The organism is Cupriavidus sp. UGS-1, from assembly GCF_021213615.1.
Taxonomy (GTDB): domain Bacteria; phylum Pseudomonadota; class Gammaproteobacteria; order Burkholderiales; family Burkholderiaceae; genus Cupriavidus.
In genome coordinates, this window is sequence record NZ_JAJQJF010000001.1 from 448,642 (window position 1) to 470,664 (window position 22,023).

Here is a 22,023-nt window from a genome sequence, read left to right on the forward strand (position 1 = left end):
GGCGTGCGACACCGGATGCGGGGATCTGCGCCAGGCCCCCGCATCCGGCGGGCGGCGCACGCCCTCGCCGGCCCGGCCGCGGCCCTGGCTCCAGTGCAACGAACGATCACACCATAGAGGCGAGGAGACGACGCCATGAGCAAGGCATTGGAAGGAGTACGCATCCTGGACATGACGCACGTGCAGGCGGGGCCGTCGGCCACGCAGCTGATGGCGTGGCTGGGGGCGGACGTGATCAAGGTCGAGCTGCCCGGCCGGGGCGACATCACGCGCAGCCAGCTGCGCGATGTGCCGAACGCCGACAGCCTCTATTTCACGATGCTGAACTCCAACAAGCGCAGCCTGACGCTGAACATGAAGACGCCGGAAGGCAAGGCGCTGCTGGAGGACCTGGTCGAGCGCTGCGACGTGCTGGTCGAGAACTTCGGCCCCGGCGTGCTCGACCGCGCGGGCTTCGACTGGGACCGGCTGCGCGCGCTCAACCCGCGGCTGATCTACGCGTCGATCAAGGGCTTCGGCCCCGGGCCGTACGCCGACTGCAAGGCGTACGAGAACGTCGCGCAGTGCATGGGCGGCTCCGCCTCGACCACCGGCTTCGAGGAAGGGCCGCCGACCGTGACCGGCGCGCAGATCGGCGATTCGGGCACCGGCGTGCATTGCGTGATCGGCATCCTGGCCGCGCTGCTGCAGCGCGAGCATACCGGCAAGGGACAGCGCGTCGAGGTCGCGATGCAGGACGCGGTGCTGAACCTGTGCCGCGTCAAGCTGCGCGACCAGCAGCGCCTGTCGGCCGGCGCGCTGCGCGAATATCCCAACAAGGAATTCGGCGACTACGTGCCGCGCGCCGGCAATGCGTCGGGCGGCGGGCAGCCGGGCGCGGCGCTGCGCTGCGCGCCGGGCGGGGCCAACGACTACGTCTACGTGATCGTGCAACCGCAGGGCTGGGAACCGCTGATGCGGCTGTGCGGGCGCGAGGACCTGATCGCGCATCCGCAGTTCGCCACGCCGGAAGCGCGTCTCAAATGCCTGCCCGAATGCTTCTCGATCATCGAGAAATGGACGCGCACGCGCACCAAGTTCGAGGTCATGGAAGCGCTCAACGAGGTCGACGTGCCGTGCGGCCCGATCCTGTCGATGAAGGATCTGATCGAGGACCGCTCGCTGTACGAGCGCGGCTATCTGGTCGAGGTCGACCACCCGCAGCGCGGCCGCTACGTGCAGCTGGGCTGCCCGATCAACCTGTCGGAATCGCCGGTCCAGGTCGAACGCTCGCCGCTGCTGGGCGAGCACACCACCGAGATCCTCGAATGGCTGGGCCGCACGCCCGCGCAGATCGAGGCGCTGCGCGCGGCCGGCGCGGTCTGACGCCGCCTTGCCCTGGGCGGCCCGGCGCCGCCCTTCGTTCGCAAACTCCGCTGCAACCATGACCCAATGGAGGTCTGACATGGCGTATGACAAGGACGCGGTGCGCAATATTCTCGCCACCGCCAAGGAACAGGGACGCACCGCGCTGACCGCGCCCGAAGGCAAGCTGGTCTGCGATGCCTATGGCATTGCCGTGCCGGGCGAAGGCCTGGCGACGTCGCCGGCCGAGGCGGTCGAGCTCGCCGGCCGCATCGGCTTTCCGGTGGTGATGAAGATCGTGTCGCCCGACATCCTGCACAAGACCGAGGCCGGCGGCGTGCTGGTCGGCCTGGACAGCCAGCAGAAAGTCGAGGAGGGCTACCGCACCATTCTCGATAATGCGAAGCGCTACAACGCCAAGGCGGACATCGTCGGCGTGCAGGTGCAGAAGATGATCGGCGGCGGGCAGGAGGTGATCATCGGCGCGGTCACCGATCCGTCGTTCGGCAAGCTGGTGGCGTTCGGCCTCGGCGGCGTGCTGGTCGAGGTGCTCAAGGACATCACGTTCCGCATGGCGCCGGCGAGCGAGCAGGACGCGCTCGGCATGCTCGACGGCATTGCGGCCGCCCAGGTGCTCAAGGGCGTGCGCGGCGCCGAACCCGTCGATCGCGCGGCGCTGGCCAGCATGATCCAGCGCGTGTCGCAGCTGGTGACCGACTTCCCCGAGATCGCCGAGCTGGACCTGAACCCGGTGTTCGCGAGCCCGAGCGGCGCGATCGCGGCCGACGTGCGCATCGTGCTGGACCACGCGCCGCAGCCGCAGCGCTATCGCCCGACACAGGAGCAGATCGTCGCGCAGATGAACCGCATCATGCGTCCGGACACCGTCGCGGTGATCGGCGCCTCGTCCGAGGATGGCAAGATCGGCAACTCGGTGATGAAGAACCTGATCAACGGCGGCTACCAGGGCAAGATCTATCCGATCCACCCGAAGGCCGAAGAGATCATGGGCATGACCGCGTACAAGAGCGTGCTCGACGTACCGGGCGAGATCGACGTGGCGGTGTTCGCGATCCCCGCCAAGCTGGTGGCGCAGGCGCTGGAGGAGGTCGGCCGCAAGGGCATTCCCGGCGCCGTGCTGATTCCGTCCGGCTTTGCCGAGACCGGCAATGTCGAAGGGCAGGAGGAGATCGTCGCGATCGCGCGCAAGCACAACATCCGGTTGATGGGGCCGAACATCTACGGCTTCTACTACACGCCGAAGAACCTGTGCGCGACGTTTTGCACGCCTTATGACGTCAAGGGCAAGGCCGCGCTGTCCTCGCAATCGGGCGGCATCGGCATGGCCATCATCGGCTTCTCGCGCTCGGCCAGGATGGGCGTGTCCGCCATCGTGGGCCTGGGCAACAAGTCCGACATCGACGAAGACGATCTGCTGACCTTCTTCGAACAGGATGACGAGACCGAGATCATCGCGCAGCATTGCGAGGACCTGAAGGACGGGCGGGCGTTTGCCGAGGCGGCACGCCGCGTGTCGAAGGTCAAGCCGGTGGTGGTGCTCAAGGCCGGCCGCACCAGCCTGGGCGCGCGCGCCGCGAGCTCGCACACCGGCGCGCTGGCCGGCGACGACCGCATCTACGAGGACGTCTTCAAGCAATGCGGCGTGATCCGCGCCCGCTCGCTGCGCGACCTGCTCGAGTTCGCGCGCGGCATTCCGAAGCTGCCGACGCCGAAGGGCGAGAACGTGGTGATCATCACCGGCGCCGGTGGCTCGGGCGTGCTGCTGTCCGATGCCTGCGTTGACAACGGGCTGTCGCTGATGACGATGCCGGAGGACCTGGACGCGGCCTTCCGCAAGTTCATCCCGCCGTTCGGCGCGGCCGGCAATCCGGTCGACATCACCGGTGGCGAGCCGCCGACCACTTATCGCAACACGATCAAGCTGGGGCTGGAGGATCCACGCATCCACGCGATCATCCTGGGCTACTGGCACACGATCATCACGCCGCCGATGGTGTTCGCCAAGCTGGTGGTCGAGGTCAAGGAGGAGATGGCGGCCAGGGGCATCGAGAAGCCGATCGTCGCCTCGCTGGCCGGCGACGTGCAGGTCGAGGAAGCCGCCGAATACCTGTACCAGCATGGCGTGCCGGCCTACGCGTACTCAACCGAGATCCCGGTCGCGGTGCTCGGCGCGAAGTACAAGTGGGCGCGCGGCGCGGGCAAGATCTGACGCTGCGGCGAAGGGGAGAGCGGCGGCGTTGGGAGGCGCCGCTTGCCCTCTCCCCCGGCCCCTCTCCCGCAATGGCGGGAGAGGGGGGAGCGTCAGGCGACAGCTGATGGCATTTCCCGGTCTCCCCGGTTTTCTCCCCTCTCCGACCTGCGGGAGAGAGGGGAGCGCCGGGCGAGAACTGATGGCATTTGTCGATTCCCTCGGTTCTCTCCCCTCTCCGACCTGCGGGAGAGGGGGAGCGCCGGGCGAGAGCTGATGGCATTTGTCGATTCCCTCGGTTCTGTCCCCTCTCCCGCGTGCGGGAGAGGGGCGGGGGAGAGGGCAGCGCCCCGACACCGCCCATAAAAAAACCACCCGCCACAGGAGACCCCCATGCAAACCTGGATTCGCTTCGACGCCGGCGATGGCCGGTCACGGATGGGCCGGCTCGATGGCGAGCGGGTGTTCGAATACGACGGCCCCGGCTATGCGTCGCCGAACCCCACCGGCGTTTCATTCCCGCGCAACGAGGTGAGCCTGCTCGCGCCATGCGAGCCGTCCAAGATCGTCGCGCTGTGGAACAACTTCCGCGCGCTGGCGCAGAAGCTGGGCAAGCCCGAGCCGGAGCATCCGCTGTTCCTGATCAAGCCTGGCACCTCGTTGGCGGGCCCCGGCGACACCATCGCGCGGCCGGTTGGCTATGCCGGCAAGATCGTGTTCGAGGGCGAACTCGGCATCGTGATCGGACGGGTCTGCCGCGATGTGCCGGTCGCCGATGCGGCCTCGCATATCTTCGGCTATACGGTCGTCAATGATGTCACCGCGGCCGACCTGATCGCCGAGGATCCGAATTTCGCGCAATGGTGCCGCGCCAAGGGCTTCGATACCTTCGGCTGCCTGGGGCCCGCCATCGTCACGGGCTTCGACTGGCGCGACGCCAGCGTGGTCACGCGGCTCGACGGCGCCGAGCGCCAGCGTTATCCGCTGTCGGACATGATCTTCACGCCCGAGCAGATCGTCAGCCGCCTGTCGCGCGACATGACGCTGATGCCGGGCGACGTGATCGCCTGCGGCACCTCGCTCGGCGTGGGCTCGATGAAGGCCGGCGCGGTCGTCGAAGTGCGCATCGACGGCATCGGTGCGCTGGTCAATCCGGTCGGCGGCTAGCCCGCGCGGCGACGCGCCGCCGGCCTTGTTCCCGATGGTCGCGATGGAGGCCCGCCATGACGGACCCTCAAGAACTGGCTTATCTGCTCGCCTGCGCGTCGATGGTGGCCGGCCTGGCCGGCTACCGTCACGCCGGTGCAGCCGCGCTGCACGCGGGTTGCCTCGGCGGCATCGTGCTGGCCATCTCTGCCGCCTGGCTGTCCGGCGGCAATGGTCCGATGGTGGTGCTGGCGGGATTGGCGCTGGCCGCGGTCGCGGCAGCGGTGATCGCGATCGGCGCGCGCAGCGGTGTGCGCGGCGCGCGGTCTTCCGAAGCGAAGTAGTTCCTCGAAGTCGTTCGATCGAAGTCGTTCGTCGAAGTCATTCGTCGAAGTCGTTCGTCGAAGTCGTTCGTCGAAGTCGTTCGTCGAAGTCGTTCGTCGAAGTCGTTCGTCGAAGTCGACCGTCGAAGTCGTTCGATACAAGCAAGTCGTCCCCGCGCAGGCGGGGACCCAGTGGCTTTCATTCAACGACGCTGGGTTCCTGCGTGCGCGCGAACGAGGTGGTAGTTCGCGAAGCGGCCATTCAGCTGACGCGCCGGCCCATCGCGTCCAGATACCCGTTCTTCTTCTCCAGGATCAGCTGGCTCAGGAACGGCGCGTCGTAGGCGGTCAGCAGATGCGCGTGATAGGTCTCGATGTAGTGCGCGATCTGCGTGCGCTCGCAATCGACCACGCCGCACAGCCAGCGGTACATCGCCTCGTCCCAATGAAAGGGCAGCTCCAGTTCGACGAAGGCCGAGTTGTAGGCGGCGAGCTGCGCCTGTACCGGAATCTGGGGGTCCGCGGCCGTGGTGGTGACGTCGTTCTGCCGTTCGATCTGCGCTTGTTCCATGTCGCTCTCCTTGTGCCGGTGCGGTGGGACATGCAGGCAGCATAGGGGGCGCGAACGATTAACAACAATTGAAGTTGATCGGCAAAACCATAAGCCATCGTTTATGGATGGCCCACCGAAGGTCGGGTCAGCCGCGGGCCGCTGCCGCGCCCTTGCCGCGGATCAGCCCGGCGACCGCGGTGATCCGATCGATCTGCGCCGCGCCTTCGCTGAGCAGGAAATGCTTGAACGCCAGCGCGACCGGCGGCAGCCGCTTGTTCTTGCGATGGACGACGTACCAGTTCAGCATCACCGGGAACCCTTCGACGTCGAGCACCGCCAGATGGCCGGTACGCAGTTCCAGTGCCACCGTGTGGGCGGACAGGAAGGCGATGCCCATATTGGCGATCACGGCCTGCTTGATCGTCTCGGTGCTCTTGATCTCCATCGTGATGCGCAGGTTCTGCAGCCGCGCCGCGAACCCTTCCTGCATCGAGTTCCAGGTGTCCGAACCCTTCTCGCGGCAGATGAAGGCCTCGTCGGCCAGCGCGGACAGCGGCACGTTGCGCTTGCCGACCAGCGGATGGTCCGGCGCGGCGACGATCACGTAGGGGTGAGGCGCGAACGATTCGTTGACGGTATCCATCCCCGCCGGCGGGCGCACCATCACGGCGAGGTCGGTCAGGTTGCCGGCCAGCTGGTGCAGCAGTTCCTCGCGGTTGTGCACCGCCAGGTTCAGCGTGACGCCGGGGTGTCGCCGCATGAATTCGGCAATCACGCGCGGGAAGAAGTAGTCGCCGGCGCTGATCACCGCGATATTGAGCCGGCCTCCCGCGATGCCGCTCAACTGTGCCATCGCGTCCTCGGCCTCGCGGAACTGCTGGATGATGCTGCGGCTGTAGTGCAGCATCTCGGTGCCGGCCGGCGTCAGGTAGATCTTCTTGCCGAGCTGCTCGAACAGCGGCAGGCCCACATGGTTCTCCAGCTGCCGCACCTGCGTCGACACCGCGGGCTGGGTCAGGTGCAGCTCCTCGGCCGCGCGCGAAAAGCTCAGGTGACGGGCCACCGTTTCGAAGACCTTGAGCTGGCGCAGCGTGGCGTTTTTCATGGCGGCCTCTTCGGTCGACGCGGCGCTTGCTGCGGCGCGTGATCGGGATCGTTTCGCTGCGGTGCACGTTGCGTGCATTGCGACAGCGCCGCCGATCCATAGACGGTCGTCAATGATCTTAATAAAAAAGTTAAGGCGTCGTGGATAGTCGTTTGCACTAGCATCGAAGGACCCGTCGGCGTCCGCGCAGCCCTGCCGGACGACCATGGCGACATAAGAAAGCACAGCGCTGCCCCGCCAGTCCCACGCTGGCGGCACCGGCAGCGGCCGCGCGCCCACGAGGCAGGCGGTGCCAGAGGAGACCACGATGAATGTCTCGCTTCCGCAGTTGAAGGCCTTCGCCGCCGTCGCGCGGCATCGCAGTTTCACCCGTGCCGCCGCCGAACTGGGACTGACGCAATCGGCCGTCAGCCGCAGCGTGCGCGAGCTGGAGGAGGAGATCGACCTGCGCCTGTTCGACCGCACCACGCGCCAGGTCGAGCTGACCGAGGCCGGCACGCTGCTGTCCGAACGCATCTGCCATCTGATCGACGAGGTCGAACAGACCCTGCACGAGACGCACTCGAGCGCGCGGCCCGCGCATGGGCGCGTGCAGCTGGCCGTGGCGCCGATGCTGTCGTCGATGCTGGCGCCCGCCTGGCTGCAGGCCTGCCAGAGCGCGTGGCCGGACATCGATATCGTGCTGCGCGATGTCGGCCCCGAGGCGGCGCTGCATGCGGTGCGCGGCGGCGAGGTCGATTTCGCGGTGGTCAGCGATCCGGAGCCTTGCGCCGAGCTGCAGTTCGACCCGCTGTACGAGGAGACCTTCCATGCGGTGCTGCCGACCGGCCATCCGCTGGCATCGCGCGAGGCGCTGGGTTGGGGCGATCTGAACGATGCGCAGCTGTTCGGGCTGGATCGCCAGTCGGGCATGCTGGGGGCGATCGAGCGCGCCATGGCCGCCTACCACGTGCGCCCGCGGGTCTATCGGCCCCTGGGCCATTTCTGCGCGGTGCTCGGCATGGTGGCGCGGCGACAGGGATTGGGCGTGGTGCCGTCGCGCGCCCGCGCGGCCGGCGTTCCGCCCGGCGTGGTGCTGCTGCCGCTGCGGCCGCATGCCGCCATGCAGGTCGTGCTGGTGCGCCGCAAGGGACGGTCGCTGAAGCCGAATGCCGCGGCCATCTGGCGCGTGATTACCGAGCAGGAGGGCCCGGATGTGGCGTTGAAGACGGGCTAAGTTGGGGCCTGTGGCACGGGAACGACAGAACAGGGCGTTTATTGATATATCACATACAGAATATTTACTTCTGGTGCGTTGCACCATATACTGGGCATTCCTTGATTGATGTCTTATCGGAGTGTCCTGATGCAAACCACCCTGTTGACCCTGCTGTCGCTTGGCCTGTTCTCTCTCGGCGTGTCCGCCACCGTGCTGCTCGCGACCTCTCTGCCCGCCCCGGCGCTGCTGCGCGCCCAGGCGCATGGCCGCCTGGCCGGATTCGGTAGCGCGCCCCGCGAGGAGGACGCCACCGAGGACTCGCACAAGGCCGCCGGCCAGTTCGTGCTGACTCATGCCTGATCGCAAGTTCGCTGGCCACGCCCCGGTCGTCTCTCGCGGCCATAGCGACGGACGAACCCGCCCGTGGCCAGCGGCTTCGCAGTCGCGCGTTCCCTCGTCGTTCCCCCTCCTTTTTCTCTCTTTTCCCCTCTCTTCCTCTCCGCCGCAGGGCGTCATTGCGCGGCAGTCCGCCGTCTCTTGAGTCGACAGCCATGGATGGACAAGCGAAAACGCCTTGACCATTTTGATATATCACATACCGTATAACACTAGCGGACGTTGACGACGCATCTGGCGACTGGATGCATGGAGACCGTGAAACGTCCGCGAGTCGATTTGACGCGAGGCAGTGACCCAGGGCAGTGCCGGCGGAGAAGCGGGAGCGTCGTCTGCGAGTTGCCACGGCCGATGGCGCTATCATCGACCGGCGGCGTCCCCCCGCGGCGCTCTCCAGGCATCCACGACAACGAACAGAGATGGCCATGAACCATGTCGTAATCCCCATTCCGGTCGAGAGCATCGGCCGCCAGCGCAAGCGCCGCCAACCGAAGGGGCGGCAGGTCGACCCCGCCGCGCTCGCCGAAGTCCGCGCCTTGCTCGGCGAGGCGCCGCGCCGGCGCGATCTGCTGATCGAGCATCTGCATGCGATCAACGACCGCTATGGACAACTGGCCGCGCCGCATCTGGCCGCGCTGGCGGCCGAGATGAAGATGTCGCAGGCCGAGGTCTACGAGGTCGCGACCTTCTATCACCACTTCGACGTCGTGCGCGAGGATGCCGACGGTGCAATCGCGCCGCCGCCCGCGCTGACCGTGCGCGTCTGCGAGGGCATCGCCTGCGAGATGGCCGGCGCGCAGTCGCTGCTCGACAAATTGCCGGCGCTGCTCGGCACCGACGTGCGCGTGGTCGCCGCCCCTTGCATCGGCCGCTGCGAGCGGGCGCCGGCGGCGCTGGTCGGACAGAATCCGGTCGATGTGGCGAGCGCCGAGGCGATCGCCGAACGTGTCGCCGCGGGGGCGGTGCGCCACGAGCCAGAGCCGTACGTCGACTACCTGGCCTATCGTGAGCAGGGCGGTTACCGGACGCTGCGTGCGGTGGCCGAAGGCGCGCTGTCCGCCGACGATGCGATCGCGACGATGGAGCACGCGGGACTGCGCGGGCTGGGCGGCGCCGGTTTTCCGGCCGGCCGCAAATGGCGCATCGTGCGGGCCGAGGCGGGACCGCGAATGATGGCCGTCAATATCGACGAAGGGGAGCCGGGCACCTTCAAGGACCGCTTCTATCTGGAACGCGATCCGCATCGCTTCCTCGAAGGCATGCTGATCGCCGCGCAGGTCGTGCAGATCGATGCGATCTATATCTACCTGCGCGACGAGTATGCCGGCTGCCGCGCGCTGCTGACCGAGGAACTGCGGCGGCTGCGCGAGGACCCGCCGTGCGCCGCTCTGCCGCCGATCGAATTGCGGCGCGGCGCCGGCGCCTATATCTGCGGCGAAGAGTCCGCGATGATCGAATCGATCGAAGGCAAGCGCGGCTGGCCGCGGCTGCGGCCGCCCTATGTGGCGCAGGTCGGCCTGTTCGGCCGGCCGACGCTGGAGCACAACTTCGAGACGCTGTACTGGGTGCGCGACATCCTGGAGCGCGGCGCGGAGTGGTTCGCGGGGCGGGGCCGGCATGGACGCAAGGGACTGCGCTCGTTCTCGGTGTCGGGCCGCGTCAACAAGCCGGGCGTGCATCTGGCACCGGCCGGCATCACGATCACGGAGCTGATCGACGAGTACTGCGGCGGCATGCTCGATGGCCATCGTTTCTACGGCTATCTGCCGGGCGGCGCGTCTGGCGGCATCCTGCCCGCGTCGATGGGCGATATCCCGCTGGACTTCGACACGCTGCAGCCGCATGGCTGCTTCATCGGCTCGGCGGCGGTGGTGGTGCTGTCGGACCATGACCGCGCCGTCGACGTGGCGCGCAACCTGATGCACTTCTTCGCGCACGAGTCCTGCGGCCAATGCACGCCCTGCCGCGTCGGCACGGCCAAGGCCGTGCAGCTGATCGCGCAGCCTCAGTGGGACCGCGAGGCGCTGGCCGACCTGTCCGCGGTGATGCGCGATGCGTCGATCTGCGGCCTGGGCCAGGCCGCGCCCAATCCGATCGACTGCGTGATCCGCTATTTCCCGCACGAGCTGGCCTGAGCCCCGCAAAGCGGAAAGACACCGAAAGACGCCGAAAGACGCCGCACGACAGAACCACGAGACCGCCATGAATGCATTGACCCGCGCCGAACGCGCACTCGTCCAGGCCTCCGATCCGGCCTCGGTCGCCTTCCAGCTGAACGGCCGCGAGGTGGTGGCCGCGCCCGGAGAAACGCTGCTGCAGGTGGCGAAGCGCGAGGGCGTCGAGATCCCGCACCTGTGCTACAAGGACGGCCTCGAGCCGGCCGGCAACTGCCGCGCCTGCATGGTCGAGATCGACGGCGAGCGCGTGCTGGCGCCGTCGTGCTGCCGGCAGCCGGCCAACGGCATGAAGGTGCAGACCGATTCGCCGCGCGCGCGCAAGGCGCAGGGCATGGTGCTCGAGCTGCTGCAATCGGACATGCCCGAGACCGCGTACACGCGCGACAGCGAGCTGGACCGCTGGTCTGCCCGGCTCGAGATCGGCAAGCCGCGCTTTGCGCCGCGCGCGCCCGTGGCGCCCGATCTGTCGCATCCGGCCATCGCGGTCAACCTTGACGCCTGCATCCAGTGCACGCGCTGCCTGCGCGCCTGTCGCGACGAGCAGGCCAACGACGTGATCGGCATCGCGCTGCGCGGCGCCGACGCGAAGATCGTGTTCGACATGGACGACCCGATGGGCGCGTCGACCTGCGTGGCCTGCGGGGAATGCGTGCAGGCCTGCCCGACCGGCGCGCTGATGCCGGCGCGCGCCGCCGCGCTGGCGGTGCCGGACAAGCAGGTGCAATCGGTCTGCCCGTACTGCGGTGTCGGCTGCCAGCTGACCTATCACGTCAAGGAAAACCGCATCCAGTACGTCGAGGGGCGCGATGGTCCGGCCAATCACGCGCGGCTCTGCGTCAAGGGCCGCTACGGCTTCGACTATGCCGCGCATCCGCATCGGCTGACGGTGCCACTGGTGCGCCGCGAGGGCGTGCCCAAGCGCGGCGATGCGGTGATGGATCCCGAGCGCGTGATGGAGGTGTTCCGCGAGGCGACGTGGGAAGAGGCGCTGGCGCTGGCCGGCGGCGGCCTCGCGCGCATTCGCGATACCCACGGCAAGCGCGCGCTGGCCGGCTTCGGCTCGGCCAAGGGCAGCAACGAGGAGGCCTATCTGTTCCAGAAGCTGGTGCGGACCGGCTTCGGCAGCAACAACGTCGACCATTGCACGCGGCTGTGCCATGCGTCGTCGGTGGCGGCGCTGCTGGAAGGGATCGGCTCGGGGGCGGTGTCCAACCCGGTGATCGACGTCGGCAAGGCCGAGGTGGTGATCCTGATCGGCGCCAACCCGACCGTCAATCATCCGGTGGCGGCGAGCTGGATCAAGAACGCGGTGCGCAACGGCACCAAGCTGATCGTCGCCGATCCGCGCCGCTCGGACCTGGCGCGCTTCGCCTATCGCTTCCTGCAGTTCCAGCCGGATACCGACGTCGCGCTGCTCAACGCGATGATGCATGTGATCGTCACCGAGGGGCTGGTCGATCGCGATTTCATCGACAGCCGCACGATCGGCTACGACGAGCTCGAACGCAATGTCGCCGCCTACAGCCCCGAGGCGATGGCGCCGATCTGCGGCATCGACGCGGAGACGATCCGCCATGTCGCGCGGCTCTACGCGACCGCCGGCAGCGCGATGATCCTGTGGGGCATGGGCGTGTCGCAGCACGTGCACGGCACCGACAACGCGCGCTGCCTGATCGCGCTGGCGCTGATGACGGGCCAGATCGGCCGGCCCGGCACCGGCCTGCATCCGCTGCGCGGCCAGAACAATGTGCAGGGCGCCTCGGACGCCGGGCTGATCCCGATGATGTATCCGGACTACCGCCGCGTCGACGATGCCGACGCCGCCGCGCGCTTCGAGGCGCTGTGGGGTACGCCGCTCGATCGCCAGCCGGGTTTGACGGTGGTCGAGGTGATGCAGGCGATCGAGCGCGGCGAGGTCCGCGGCATGTACATCATGGGCGAGAACCCGGCGATGTCGGACCCCGACGCGCAGCATGCGCGCGAGGCGCTGGCCGCGCTCGATCATCTGGTGGTGCAGGACATCTTCCTGACCGAGACCGCCTACCTCGCCGACGTGGTGCTGCCGGCCTCGGCCTTCCCCGAGAAGACCGGCACCTTCACCAATACCGACCGCATCGTGCAGCTGGGCCGGCAGGCGATCGATCCGCCGGGACAGGCGCGCCAGGATCTTTGGATCATCCAGCAGATGGCCGCGCAGCTCGGCCTGGACTGGCGCTACGACGGCGTGGCCGACGTGTTCGACGAAATGCGGCTGGCGATGCCGAGCATCGCGGGAATCAGCTGGGAGCGGTTGCAGCGCGAGCACGCGGTGACCTACCCGTGCCGCGCCGAAGGCGATGCCGGCGAGCCGGTGATCTTTACCGACAGCTTCCCGACGCCAAGCGGGCGCGCCCGCTTCGTGCCGGCCGATATCGTGCCGGCGGCGGAACGGCCGGACCACGACTATCCGTTCGTGCTGATCACCGGACGCCAGCTCGAACACTGGCATACCGGCAGCATGACGCGAAGGGCAGGGGTGCTCGATGCGCTCGAGCCGGATCCGACCGCGCTGGTCCATCCGCTGGACCTGGCGCAGTGGGGCGGCAAGCCGGGCGACATCATCACGCTGGCGTCACGCCGCGGCGAGGTCGCGCTGTACGCGCGCGCCGACGAGGGCACGCCGCGCGGCGCGGTGTTCGTGCCGTTCTGCTACTACGAGGCGGCGATCAACAAGCTGACCAATTCCGCGCTCGATCCGTTCGGCAAGATCCCCGAGTTCAAGTACTGCGCGATTCGGGTGACGCTGGGCGGCACGCCGCCGGTGCAGTCCAGCTATGGGGGCGGACAGATCCTGGCGCGGGCGGGATAGGCCGCTGACGCGCCGAATTATCGAACCAGCCCGAGATCGCCGGCCCGCAACGGCGCGTGCAGCGTCCGCTCGGTATGCAGCGGCGCTACCATGGGCGTGCGCGTGCCGCGCGACGACAGGCGCTGCGCGAGGAACGTCACCACCTGCTCGATCACGCCGGCATCGCGCAGGATGCGCCGATGGCCCAGGCCCTCGGTGGTCAGCAGCGTCGCGCCCGGCCACGCGCCGGCTATTGCCGCGCCATCCTCCCAGCGCACCTCCTTGTCGTGGCGATCGTGGACGACCAGCGTCGGCGGCACCGGCCGGCAGCGGCCGATGTCGGGCACGTTGAAGTCTCCCCACGGCATGCCGAGCCACTGTTCGCTGTTGCGCTGGACGCGTGCCAGCACCGCCGGCGCCACGCCCAACTGCCAGGCCAGCGTGGCCGAGGCATGGCGCATGTCGGCAGGCGCGCCGATCAGCACCGCGGCGCCGGCAGGCAATCCTTCCCGCAGCGCCAGCGCCGCCGCGGCGGAGCCCAGCGAGTGCGCCACCACCGCCTGGATCGGCCCGGCGTGCCACGCGGCCGCCAGCAGTGCCCGCGACATCTCGATCAGCGAGCTTTGGCCCGGCCCTAGTGCACCGGCATCGGAGGCGCCATGCGACAGCGCGTCGAAGGCGACCACGCGGTGACCGGCGGCAAGCAGCGCGGGCACCAGCGTCTGCCAGTGCGCGGCGTTGCCGCCCCAGCCATGCGCCAGCAGTACCGCCGGACCTTCGCCATGCCAGCGGTAGACGCGCACGCGGCGCGTCGCGCCGCCGCCGGTCACCAGCGCCCAGTCGGCGCGCGCGCCGGCAAGGAAGGCCTGGCCGGCGGCATCGATATTCGCTTGCGGCACGCCGAACCACGCGCGCTCGAAGGCGCGCGCCGTCTGCTCGGGAAACAGCGCCGACGCGGTCTGCCAGCGCAGGCGCCGCCATGCCAGGCCGGCCTGCGCGAGCCGCGCGGCGAGCTGGCCCGGCGCGGCTTGGCCGGGGCGGCGGGAAGACAGGGCCTGTGTCACGATATTCACTCCGTTTGCGGTTCCATCCCTGGCCCGTCGACCTCGCTGCGCGGCCCCTCCTGCATCTCTCTCGGGCCTCGATAAGACCGACCGGTCGTGCTATTTATCGGCGAAAATGTTACCGAACGAAAACGTTGCCGCCTGGACCAGCGCAAAACGGTTCCGCGCCGGTGACCCCAGCAAGCTATGCGGCCGCGCGTTTGCCGCGTGTCACCAGCGACTGGAAGGCGCGGCGCGCCATCGCCTGCGCGTCGGCGCGCCCGAGCATCTTCAGCGATTGCTGGAAGGCCATCACGATGCCGGCCATCTCGAAGGCGATCTGGCGCGGTTCCTCGTCCGCCCCAAGGCCGCCGTCCTGGATCGCGTCCGTCGCCACGCGGACCACGATGCCGTTCCAGTCCTTCAGCGCGCGGACCAGCATGTCGCGGATCACGCCGGGCCGGTCGCGATATTCCTGGCCCAGCGCCATGAACAGGCAGCGGCCGCCGGAGTCGGTGCTGCCGATCCATTCGAGCTGTCCTTCGAACAGCGCGCGCAGACGGGGTACGCCGCGCGGCTGGCGCAGCGCGGGCTGCACCACCATCGCCGTGAAGCGCTCGATCGCCAGTTCCAGCACTGCCTGCTGCAGGGCCTCCTTCGACTTGAAGTGCGCGTACAGGCCGCTCTTGGACATGTCCGTGCTGGCGGCCAGTTCGGCAAGCGACAGCTGCTCGAATCCGATCCGCGTGGCGGTATCGAATGCCTGAGCGATGATTGCGCTGCGCGTCAGCTGGCCTTTTTGCATGCTCGGAAGAATAGCACGACCGGTCGGTCTGTCAAACCGAACTTGGCGCTAACGAGGTCGATTCGCTATTGTGGAAGCACGGGCACTTCAAAGGGCCCGATATCGAGACGGCAGGGGCTGGAGGAAAGCCAACCGGCACAAATCGTGAAATCTGTAAAAGTGTTTCCCTGATTACATACGGAACGCGACGTGTGCTCTATACTCGAATGCACGTCCGCGCACTTTCTTTTTTGGTGACTGGAGACCGATATGAACAGTACAGCCGTGCCACGAGGCGCTAGCGAACCGTTCCGGCAACTGCGGGCGTTGCGCCGAGCGCGCAAGCTCAAGCAGGAGGACGTCGCCCGCAAGGCCGGGATCTCCCGGGAGGCGTATCTGCGTGCGGAGTCGGGCCAGGCCGATCCGCGTATGAGCACCTTCCTGGCCGCCTGCGAGGCGCTCGGTCTGGAGGTGGTGCTTGCCCCCCAGCATCTGGCGCAGGACGTCAATGCCTTCATCGCCAGCCGCAACGGCGGCGTGACTGCCGCCTCGATGGCCGGTCCGGCCGGCGGCGCCTCGGCGTCCTCGGCTTCGTCCGCCTCCTCCGGCGGCGGCACGTCCGGCGCAGGGGGCATGGGCTCCCCGCAGGGCGAAGGCCAGAAGCCCGTCTGATCCTGTCATTGTTCCGTTGGCGGCCGGCGTTCGTCCGGCCGCTGGTATTGGCACCGCGCGGCGTCCGACCGCGTGCGGCGTGACGCGGCTCGTTCGTCCGGACGCGCTCCCGCCTCCCGCTTCCTCCTTTTCCGCTTCCTGAGACCGGCACCCGGCGCCGCGCGCACATCGCCGTGCCGCCGATGGCCGCCCTCGTCCTCCGTCGTCGTTCTGTTCCGGTTCTCCGTCCGGCCTTTGGGGCCGGATCCGATTGACACCCTTCGTGCCGGTGATTACGATTCGGTAAATTCGTTTCACAATCCGTAATTGACGATGCGGGCCACGGCCGGCACGCCTCGCGGGCTATGCTGGGAAAGGCGAGCCAGCGGAGCCCACAGCGGAACCCCGGTAGCTACAAGCACAACGGAGACAAGCCCCATGTCCAAAGCCTTTGCGTCGCAAGCGGACCTCGAAGCGAAACAGGTCACCTTCACCAAACTGTCCGACAACGCCTACGCCTATACCGCCGAGGGCGATCCGAATTCCGGTGTGGTGATCGGCGACGACAGCGTGCTGATCGTCGACACCACCGCCACGCCGGCGATGGCGCAGGATCTGATCGCGCGCATCCGCACCGTGACAGACAAGCCGATCAAGCACGTGGTGCTGTCGCACTACCACGCGGTGCGCGTGCTGGGCGCCTCGGCCTATTTCGACGAAGGCGCGCAGAACGTGATCGCCAGCCGCGGCACGTACGAGATGATCGTCGAGCGCGGCGAGGCCGACATGAAGTCCGAGATCGAGCGGTTCCCGCGGCTGTTCGCCGGCGTGGAGACCGTGCCGGGCCTGACGTGGCCGAACCTGGTGTTCGAGCGCGAGCTGACGCTGTTCCTCGGCAAGCTCGAGGTCAAGATCCTGCATCTCGGTCCGGGCCATACCAAGGGCGATACCGTGGTGTGGATTCCGTCGCAGAAGATCCTGTTCTCCGGCGACCTGGTCGAGTACGACGCGGCCTGCTATTGCGGCGACGCGCAGCTGGAGGAATGGCCGGCGACGCTCGACGCGCTGCGCGCGCTGCAGCCGCAGGCGCTGGTGCCGGGACGCGGACCCGCGCTGACCACGCCGGAACAGGTCGACAAGGGCCTCGCCTACACGCGCGATTTCGTCAGCACGCTGCTGCAGCGCGGCCGCGAGGCGGTGGCGCAGAAGCTGGACCTGAAGGGCGCGATGGCGCATACGCGCGCGGCGATGGATCCGAAGTTCGGCCACGTCTTCATCTACGAGCATTGCCTGCCGTTCGACGTGGCGCGCGCCTATGACGAGGCCAGTGGCATCAAGCATCCGCGCATCTGGACCGCCGAGCGCGACAAGGAAATGTGGGCAGCGCTGCAGGACTGAAGGCGCGGCATGCTGGCCGCCGCAGTCCGCGGGACAGCGGGCGCGACGGCCGGAGGGAGACGACATGGAAACCACAGCTGAGGAAACCACGGCTCAGGCAGGCGACAACTACCAGGCCCGCACCTTCGCCTACCGGCGCTGCGCCGAGCAGCAGCCGGACGCGCGGCCCGCGGTACGGCCGGTGGTCGTGATCGGGGCCGGTCCGGTCGGCCTCGCCACGGCGATCGACCTGGCGCAGCAGCAGGTGCCGGTGGTGCTGCTCGATGACGACTGCACGCTGGCCAGCGGTTCGCGCGCGATCTGCTTCGCCAAGCGCACGCTCGATATTTTCGATCGCCTCGGCTGCGGCGAGCGGCTGGTCGACAAGGGTGTGCGCTGGCACGTCGGCCGCGTGTTCCTCGACCAGGAGCAGGTCTACAGCTTCGATCTGCTGCCGGAGAGCGGTCACCATCGTCCTGCCTTCATCAACCTGCAGCAGTACTACGTCGAGGGCTATCTCGTCGATCGGGCCGCCGAACTGGAAGGACTCGAACTGCGCTGGCGTCATGGCGTCAGCGGGCTGCGCCAGCAGGAAGATCATGTCGTGCTGACGGTGTCGACGCCGGATGGCGACTACACGCTGCCGGCACGCTACGTGGTGGTGGCGGACGGCGCGCGCAGTCCCGTGCGCCAGCTGATGGGGCTGCAAAGCCAGGGCCGGACCTTCCGCGACCGCTTCCTGATCGCCGATGTGAAGATGGCCGCCGGCTTCCCGGCCGAGCGCTGGTTCTGGTTCGATCCGCCGTTCAACCGCAACCAGTCGGTGCTGCTGCATCGGCAGCCGGACAATATCTGGCGCATCGATTTCCAGCTGGGCTGGGATGCCGATCCCGAACAGGAGCGTCAGCCCGAACGCGTGCTGGCGCGGCTGCGCGCGCTGCTCGGGCCCGACGCGCAGTTCGAGCTCGAATGGGTCAGCGTCTACACCTTCTCGTGCCAGCGGATGGAGCGTTTTCGCCATGGCCGTGTGCTGTTCGCCGGAGACGCCGCGCATCGGGTGTCGCCGTTCGGCGCGCGCGGCGCCAACAGCGGCGTGCAGGACGCGGAGAACCTGGCGTGGAAGCTGCGGCTGGTGCTCGAAGGGCGGGCGCCCGACGCGCTGCTCGACACCTATGCCAGCGAGCGCGAATACGCGGCCGACGAGAACATCCTGCATTCGACGCGCTCGACCGATTTCATCACGCCGAAGAGCGCCACCAGCCGCGTGTTTCGCGACAGCGTGCTGCGGCTCGCCCGTCAGCATCCGTTCGCGCGCCAGCTGGTCAATAGCGGCCGGTTGTCGACGCCGACCGTGCTGGCGCCTTCGCCGCTGAACACGCCGGACAGCGCGCCGTTCGCCGGCGCGATGGTGCCCGGCGCGGTCTGCGCCGATGCGCCGGTGCGCGTGGTCGGCGACAAGGGGCAGCGCGAGAGCTGGCTGCTGCCGCATCTGGGCAACGGCTTTACCGCGCTGGTGTTCGCCGATGCGCAGGGCCTGTCGTCCGCGGCGCGCACGGCGCTCGAACAATTGAGCGCCGCGCCGGTGCCGTTGAAAGTGGTTTGCATGATGCCACCGACGCCATCGGCGCAGCCCACGCCCACGCTGCCGCGCGGCGCGGTCGTGCTCGAAGACGTCGAAGGCCTGGCCGTGCGCCGCTACGACGGCCAGCCCGGCACCTGCTATCTGCTGCGCCCGGACCAGCATGTCTGCGCACGCTGGCGCGAGGTCGACCACGACGCGCTGCTGGCCGCGCTGCGCCGCGCGCTCGGCATGATCGACGTGCAGTGGCGCGCGGCCCCGGCCCAGCCGCAGCCGCAGCACGCGCGGCTCGTCACCGAACCGAATCTCGCGCAGCCGGACGGCGTCTACGAGTCGCTGCTCGAGATGCATCGCGATCTGAGCGATGCGCAAAGCCAGGCCGCCAACGCGCAGCTGATCCTGCTGCTGGCCAACCATATCGGCGACACCGCGGTACTGCGGCAAGCGATGGCGCTGGCGCGCGCCGCGGTGCCACCCGCGGTGCCGGGGCCGCAAGCGGACGCCGCCGTGCCGATTCCGGTTCCGGCGTAAGCCGATCCATCAAGCCGATTTTTTTCCGAGAACCCTTCCCGAACCTCTGTCAGGACCACCATGACCGAAGCACTACGCCAAGACACCGACACCGGCGCGCTGCGCTACCAGTCCGGCTTCGCCAACGAATTCGCCACCGAAGCGCTGCCGGGCGCGCTGCCGGTCGGACAGAATTCGCCGCAGCGCGCGCCGTACGGCCTGTACGCCGAGCAGCTCTCGGGCACCGCCTTCACCGCGCCGCGCGCGCACAACCGCCGCTCGTGGCTGTACCGGATCCGCCCGGCGGCGGTGCACGAGTCCTTCGTCAAGATCGAGCAATCGCGCATCGTCAGCCGCTTCGACGAGGTGGCGCCGTCGCCGAACCAGATGCGCTGGAGCCCGCTGCCGATGCCGGACGCGCCGACCGACTTTATCGACGGCATCGTCACGATGGGCGGCAACGGCGGCCCCGACGCGATGGTCGGCTGCGGCATCCACCTGTACCTGGCCAACCGCTCGATGCAGGGCCGCTTCTTCTACAACGCCGACGGCGAGATGCTGATCGTGCCGCAGCAGGGCCGGCTGCGCCTGGCCACCGAACTGGGCGTGCTCGAGGTCGAGCCGCAGGAGATCGCGGTGGTGCCGCGCGGCGTGCGCTTCCGCGTCGAGCTGCTCGACGGCGAGGCGCGCGGCTATATCTGCGAGAACTACGGCGCGCTGCTGAAGCTGCCCGACCTCGGCGTGATCGGCTCGAATGGCCTGGCCAATCCGCGCGACTTCCAGACGCCGGTGGCCTGGTACGAGGACGTCGAGGGCGACTTCGAGCTGGTGGCGAAGTTCCAGGGCAATCTGTGGCGCGCGAAGATCGACCATTCGCCGCTGGACGTGGTGGCCTGGCATGGCAACTACGCGCCGTACAAATACGATCTGCGCCGCTTCAACACGATCGGCTCGATCAGCTTCGACCATCCGGACCCGTCGATCTTCCTGGTGCTGCACAGCCCGTCCGATACCGAGGGCGTCGACAACATCGACTTCGTGATCTTCGGCCCGCGCTGGCTGGCGATGGAGCACTCGTTCCGCCCGCCCTGGTTCCACCGCAATATCGCCAGCGAGTTCATGGGCCTGATCGAAGGCGTCTACGACGCCAAGGCCGAAGGGTTTGCCCCGGGCGGCGCGAGCCTGCACAACTGCATGAGCGGCCACGGCCCCGACGCCGAGACCTTCGCGCGTGCCTCTGAAGCGGACACCACCAGGCCGCACCGCATCTCCGACACGATGGCCTTCATGTTCGAGACGCCGACGGTGATCCGGCCCACGCGCTTCGCCGCCGAATCGGCCGCGCTGCAGCCCGACTATCAGCACTGCTGGCAAGGGCTAAAGAAGCATTTCAACCCGAACGTGCGCTGATCGCGCGCGTTCCCCGGCGATAGCATCGACGTACCGAAACACAGCCAAACATCCAACGCATTGCATCCATGACTCAAGCCCAATCCTCCCGCAGCTGGATCGAATCGGCCAACGACGCCGCCACCCACTTCCCGCTGCAGAACCTGCCCTATGGCGTGTTCTCGCACGGCGCGCAGGCGCCGCGCGTCGGCGTCGCGATCGGCGAGAGCATCGTCGACCTGTCGGTGCTGGACGAAGCCGGCCTGCTGCCGGCTGCTGCGCGCGGCACCTTCGCCGCGCCGGTGCTGAACCGCTTCATCGCGCTGGGCCGTCCGGTCTGGCGTGAGACGCGCCAGCGCATCGCCGAACTGCTGGCCGCCGGCACGCCGACGCTGCGCGACGACGCTGCGCTGCGCGAGCGCGCGGTGGTGCCGATGGCCGGCGCGACGCTGCATCTGCCGGTGCAGATTCCGGGCTACACCGATTTCTATTCGTCGAAGGAGCACGCGACCAACGTCGGCCGCATGTTCCGCGACCCGGACAACGCGCTGCTGCCGAACTGGCTCGAAATCCCGATCGGCTACAACGGCCGCGCCAGCTCGGTGGTCGTCAGCGGCACGCCGATCCATCGTCCCAACGGCCAGATCAAGCTGCCGAACGAGGCGCGCCCGATCTTCGGCGCCTGCCGCAAGCTCGACTACGAACTGGAGATGGGCTTCATCGTCGGCAAGGACTCGGCGCTGGGCGAGCCGGTGCGCGTCGACCAGGCCGACGACTATCTGTTCGGCATGGTGCTGCTCAACGACTGGAGCGCGCGCGATATCCAGCAGTGGGAATACGTGCCGCTGGGGCCGTTCAATTCCAAGAGCTTCGGCACGTCGATCTCGCCCTGGGTCGTCACGATGGACGCGCTCGAACCATTCCGCCGCGACAATCCCGAGCAGTCGCCGCAGCCGCTGCCGTATCTGCGCCAGTCGGCGCGCAACGCCTACGACATCGAACTCGAGGTCGCGCTGCGGCCGCAGGGCGCCGAGCGCGCCGAGCCGATCAGCCGCACCAACTTCCGTGCGATGTACTGGACGATGGCGCAGCAGCTCGCCCACCACACGGTGTCGGGCTGCAATGTGCGGGTCGGCGACCTGATGGGCTCGGGCACGATCAGCGGCACCACGCCGGACTCGTACGGCAGCCTGCTGGAACTGACCCGCAACGGCAACGAGCCGCTGAAGCTGGCGGGCGGGGCGCAGCGTGGCTTCCTGCAGGACGGCGACGAAGTGGTGATGCGCGGCTGGTGCCAGGGCGATGGCTATCGCATCGGCTTCGGCGAGGTCAGCGGCGAGGTGCTGCCGGCACCGAAGGTCGAGGGGTAATCCCGGCCTCGACGATCGAAAGCCACGGGCCCCCGCCTGCGC

Annotated in this window: 17 protein-coding genes; 13 read left to right on the forward strand and 4 right to left on the reverse strand. The window is 68.3% G+C overall.

Annotation, left to right across the window (positions count from 1 at the left end; translation table 11 throughout):
• Window positions 1-135: 135 nt before the first annotated feature.
• The 4 genes from frc (at window position 136) to LRR16_RS01915 (ending at window position 5,043) form a co-directional block, all read left to right on the forward strand.
• Complete coding sequence (gene frc, locus LRR16_RS01900; RefSeq protein WP_064576927.1) at window positions 136-1,365, forward strand: formyl-CoA transferase; 1,230 nt, start codon at window positions 136-138, stop codon at window positions 1,363-1,365.
• Window positions 1,366-1,444: 79 nt separating this feature from the next.
• Window positions 1,445-3,574: an acetate--CoA ligase family protein gene (locus LRR16_RS01905; protein WP_232204628.1), complete on the forward strand. Its 2,130-nt coding sequence runs from the start codon at window positions 1,445-1,447 to the stop codon at window positions 3,572-3,574.
• Window positions 3,575-3,946: 372 nt separating this feature from the next.
• Window positions 3,947-4,720 (forward strand): fumarylacetoacetate hydrolase family protein, encoded by a 774-nt coding sequence (locus LRR16_RS01910; RefSeq protein WP_232204629.1) that lies wholly within the window; start codon window positions 3,947-3,949, stop codon window positions 4,718-4,720.
• A gap of 56 nt (window positions 4,721-4,776) precedes the next feature.
• Window positions 4,777-5,043, forward strand: a complete 267-nt coding sequence (locus tag LRR16_RS01915; RefSeq protein ID WP_232204630.1) for a hypothetical protein — start codon at window positions 4,777-4,779, stop codon at window positions 5,041-5,043.
• A gap of 241 nt (window positions 5,044-5,284) precedes the next feature.
• Here LRR16_RS01915 and LRR16_RS01920 read toward each other — a convergent pair whose 3' ends face one another.
• Both LRR16_RS01920 and LRR16_RS01925 read right to left on the reverse strand, forming a co-directional pair.
• Complete coding sequence (locus LRR16_RS01920; RefSeq protein WP_006577238.1) at window positions 5,285-5,593, reverse strand: hypothetical protein; 309 nt, start codon at window positions 5,591-5,593, stop codon at window positions 5,285-5,287.
• 127 nt (window positions 5,594-5,720) lie between these two features.
• The gene (locus LRR16_RS01925; protein WP_006577237.1) at window positions 5,721-6,680 is read right to left on the reverse strand and encodes a LysR family transcriptional regulator; all 960 of its coding nucleotides are present in this window, start codon (window positions 6,678-6,680) and stop codon (window positions 5,721-5,723) included.
• A gap of 307 nt (window positions 6,681-6,987) precedes the next feature.
• On the opposite strand from LRR16_RS01925, the gene LRR16_RS01930 reads away from it, so the two are divergent.
• The 4 genes from LRR16_RS01930 (at window position 6,988) to fdhF (ending at window position 13,299) form a co-directional block, all read left to right on the forward strand.
• The gene (locus LRR16_RS01930; protein WP_023264403.1) at window positions 6,988-7,896 is read left to right on the forward strand and encodes a LysR family transcriptional regulator; all 909 of its coding nucleotides are present in this window, start codon (window positions 6,988-6,990) and stop codon (window positions 7,894-7,896) included.
• Window positions 7,897-8,025: 129 nt separating this feature from the next.
• Window positions 8,026-8,238: a hypothetical protein gene (locus LRR16_RS01935; RefSeq protein ID WP_006577913.1), complete on the forward strand. Its 213-nt coding sequence runs from the start codon at window positions 8,026-8,028 to the stop codon at window positions 8,236-8,238.
• 461 nt (window positions 8,239-8,699) lie between these two features.
• Complete coding sequence (locus LRR16_RS01940; RefSeq protein WP_232204631.1) at window positions 8,700-10,409, forward strand: NADH-ubiquinone oxidoreductase-F iron-sulfur binding region domain-containing protein; 1,710 nt, start codon at window positions 8,700-8,702, stop codon at window positions 10,407-10,409.
• A 67-nt stretch (window positions 10,410-10,476) separates the two neighbouring features.
• Window positions 10,477-13,299: a formate dehydrogenase subunit alpha gene (gene fdhF, locus LRR16_RS01945; RefSeq protein WP_232204632.1), complete on the forward strand. Its 2,823-nt coding sequence runs from the start codon at window positions 10,477-10,479 to the stop codon at window positions 13,297-13,299.
• A 17-nt stretch (window positions 13,300-13,316) separates the two neighbouring features.
• Here the strand turns inward: fdhF and LRR16_RS01950 are convergent, their stop codons facing one another.
• Together LRR16_RS01950 and LRR16_RS01955 are read right to left on the reverse strand one after the other, a co-directional pair.
• Entirely contained in the window at window positions 13,317-14,342 is a 1,026-nt protein-coding gene (locus LRR16_RS01950; RefSeq protein ID WP_370646733.1) for an alpha/beta fold hydrolase, read from the reverse strand.
• A gap of 184 nt (window positions 14,343-14,526) precedes the next feature.
• Window positions 14,527-15,126 (reverse strand): TetR/AcrR family transcriptional regulator, encoded by a 600-nt coding sequence (locus LRR16_RS01955; protein WP_006580270.1) that lies wholly within the window; start codon window positions 15,124-15,126, stop codon window positions 14,527-14,529.
• Between the two features lie 249 nt (window positions 15,127-15,375).
• Here LRR16_RS01955 and LRR16_RS01960 point away from each other — a divergent pair, with 249 nt between their 5' ends.
• From LRR16_RS01960 to fahA, 5 genes are all read left to right on the forward strand, one after another.
• On the forward strand, window positions 15,376-15,777 hold the full coding sequence (locus LRR16_RS01960) for a helix-turn-helix domain-containing protein (protein WP_023264128.1): 402 nt from the start codon (window positions 15,376-15,378) through the stop codon (window positions 15,775-15,777).
• 417 nt (window positions 15,778-16,194) lie between these two features.
• Entirely contained in the window at window positions 16,195-17,154 is a 960-nt protein-coding gene (locus tag LRR16_RS01965) for an MBL fold metallo-hydrolase (protein ID WP_232204633.1), read from the forward strand.
• A 64-nt stretch (window positions 17,155-17,218) separates the two neighbouring features.
• Entirely contained in the window at window positions 17,219-19,243 is a 2,025-nt protein-coding gene (locus tag LRR16_RS01970; RefSeq protein ID WP_232204634.1) for an FAD-dependent monooxygenase, read from the forward strand.
• Between the two features lie 60 nt (window positions 19,244-19,303).
• A complete protein-coding gene (hmgA, locus tag LRR16_RS01975) occupies window positions 19,304-20,632 on the forward strand; it encodes a homogentisate 1,2-dioxygenase (protein WP_232204635.1) in 1,329 nt (442 codons plus the stop codon).
• A gap of 68 nt (window positions 20,633-20,700) precedes the next feature.
• A complete protein-coding gene (fahA, locus tag LRR16_RS01980) occupies window positions 20,701-21,981 on the forward strand; it encodes a fumarylacetoacetase (protein ID WP_232204636.1) in 1,281 nt (426 codons plus the stop codon).
• Window positions 21,982-22,023: the final 42 nt, after the last annotated feature.

Excerpts from the sequence above, each read along its gene's own strand:
- fahA (WP_232204636.1), top strand. The coding sequence starts at position 20,701 with ATGACTCAAGCCCAATCCTCCCGCAGCTGGATCGAATCGGCCAACGAC.
- LRR16_RS01930 (WP_023264403.1), top strand. The coding sequence starts at position 6,988 with ATGAATGTCTCGCTTCCGCAGTTGAAGGCCTTCGCCGCCGTCGCGCGG.
- LRR16_RS01920 (WP_006577238.1), bottom strand. The coding sequence starts at position 5,593 with ATGGAACAAGCGCAGATCGAACGGCAGAACGACGTCACCACCACGGCC.
- fdhF (WP_232204632.1), top strand. The coding sequence starts at position 10,477 with ATGAATGCATTGACCCGCGCCGAACGCGCACTCGTCCAGGCCTCCGAT.
- LRR16_RS01925 (WP_006577237.1), bottom strand. The coding sequence starts at position 6,680 with ATGAAAAACGCCACGCTGCGCCAGCTCAAGGTCTTCGAAACGGTGGCC.
- LRR16_RS01905 (WP_232204628.1), top strand. The coding sequence starts at position 1,445 with ATGGCGTATGACAAGGACGCGGTGCGCAATATTCTCGCCACCGCCAAG.
- LRR16_RS01940 (WP_232204631.1), top strand. The coding sequence starts at position 8,700 with ATGAACCATGTCGTAATCCCCATTCCGGTCGAGAGCATCGGCCGCCAG.
- LRR16_RS01965 (WP_232204633.1), top strand. The coding sequence starts at position 16,195 with ATGTCCAAAGCCTTTGCGTCGCAAGCGGACCTCGAAGCGAAACAGGTC.
- frc (WP_064576927.1), top strand. The coding sequence starts at position 136 with ATGAGCAAGGCATTGGAAGGAGTACGCATCCTGGACATGACGCACGTG.
- LRR16_RS01970 (WP_232204634.1), top strand. The coding sequence starts at position 17,219 with ATGGAAACCACAGCTGAGGAAACCACGGCTCAGGCAGGCGACAACTAC.
- LRR16_RS01935 (WP_006577913.1), top strand. The coding sequence starts at position 8,026 with ATGCAAACCACCCTGTTGACCCTGCTGTCGCTTGGCCTGTTCTCTCTC.
- LRR16_RS01910 (WP_232204629.1), top strand. The coding sequence starts at position 3,947 with ATGCAAACCTGGATTCGCTTCGACGCCGGCGATGGCCGGTCACGGATG.
- LRR16_RS01915 (WP_232204630.1), top strand. The coding sequence starts at position 4,777 with ATGACGGACCCTCAAGAACTGGCTTATCTGCTCGCCTGCGCGTCGATG.
- LRR16_RS01955 (WP_006580270.1), bottom strand. The coding sequence starts at position 15,126 with ATGCAAAAAGGCCAGCTGACGCGCAGCGCAATCATCGCTCAGGCATTC.
- hmgA (WP_232204635.1), top strand. The coding sequence starts at position 19,304 with ATGACCGAAGCACTACGCCAAGACACCGACACCGGCGCGCTGCGCTAC.
- LRR16_RS01960 (WP_023264128.1), top strand. The coding sequence starts at position 15,376 with ATGAACAGTACAGCCGTGCCACGAGGCGCTAGCGAACCGTTCCGGCAA.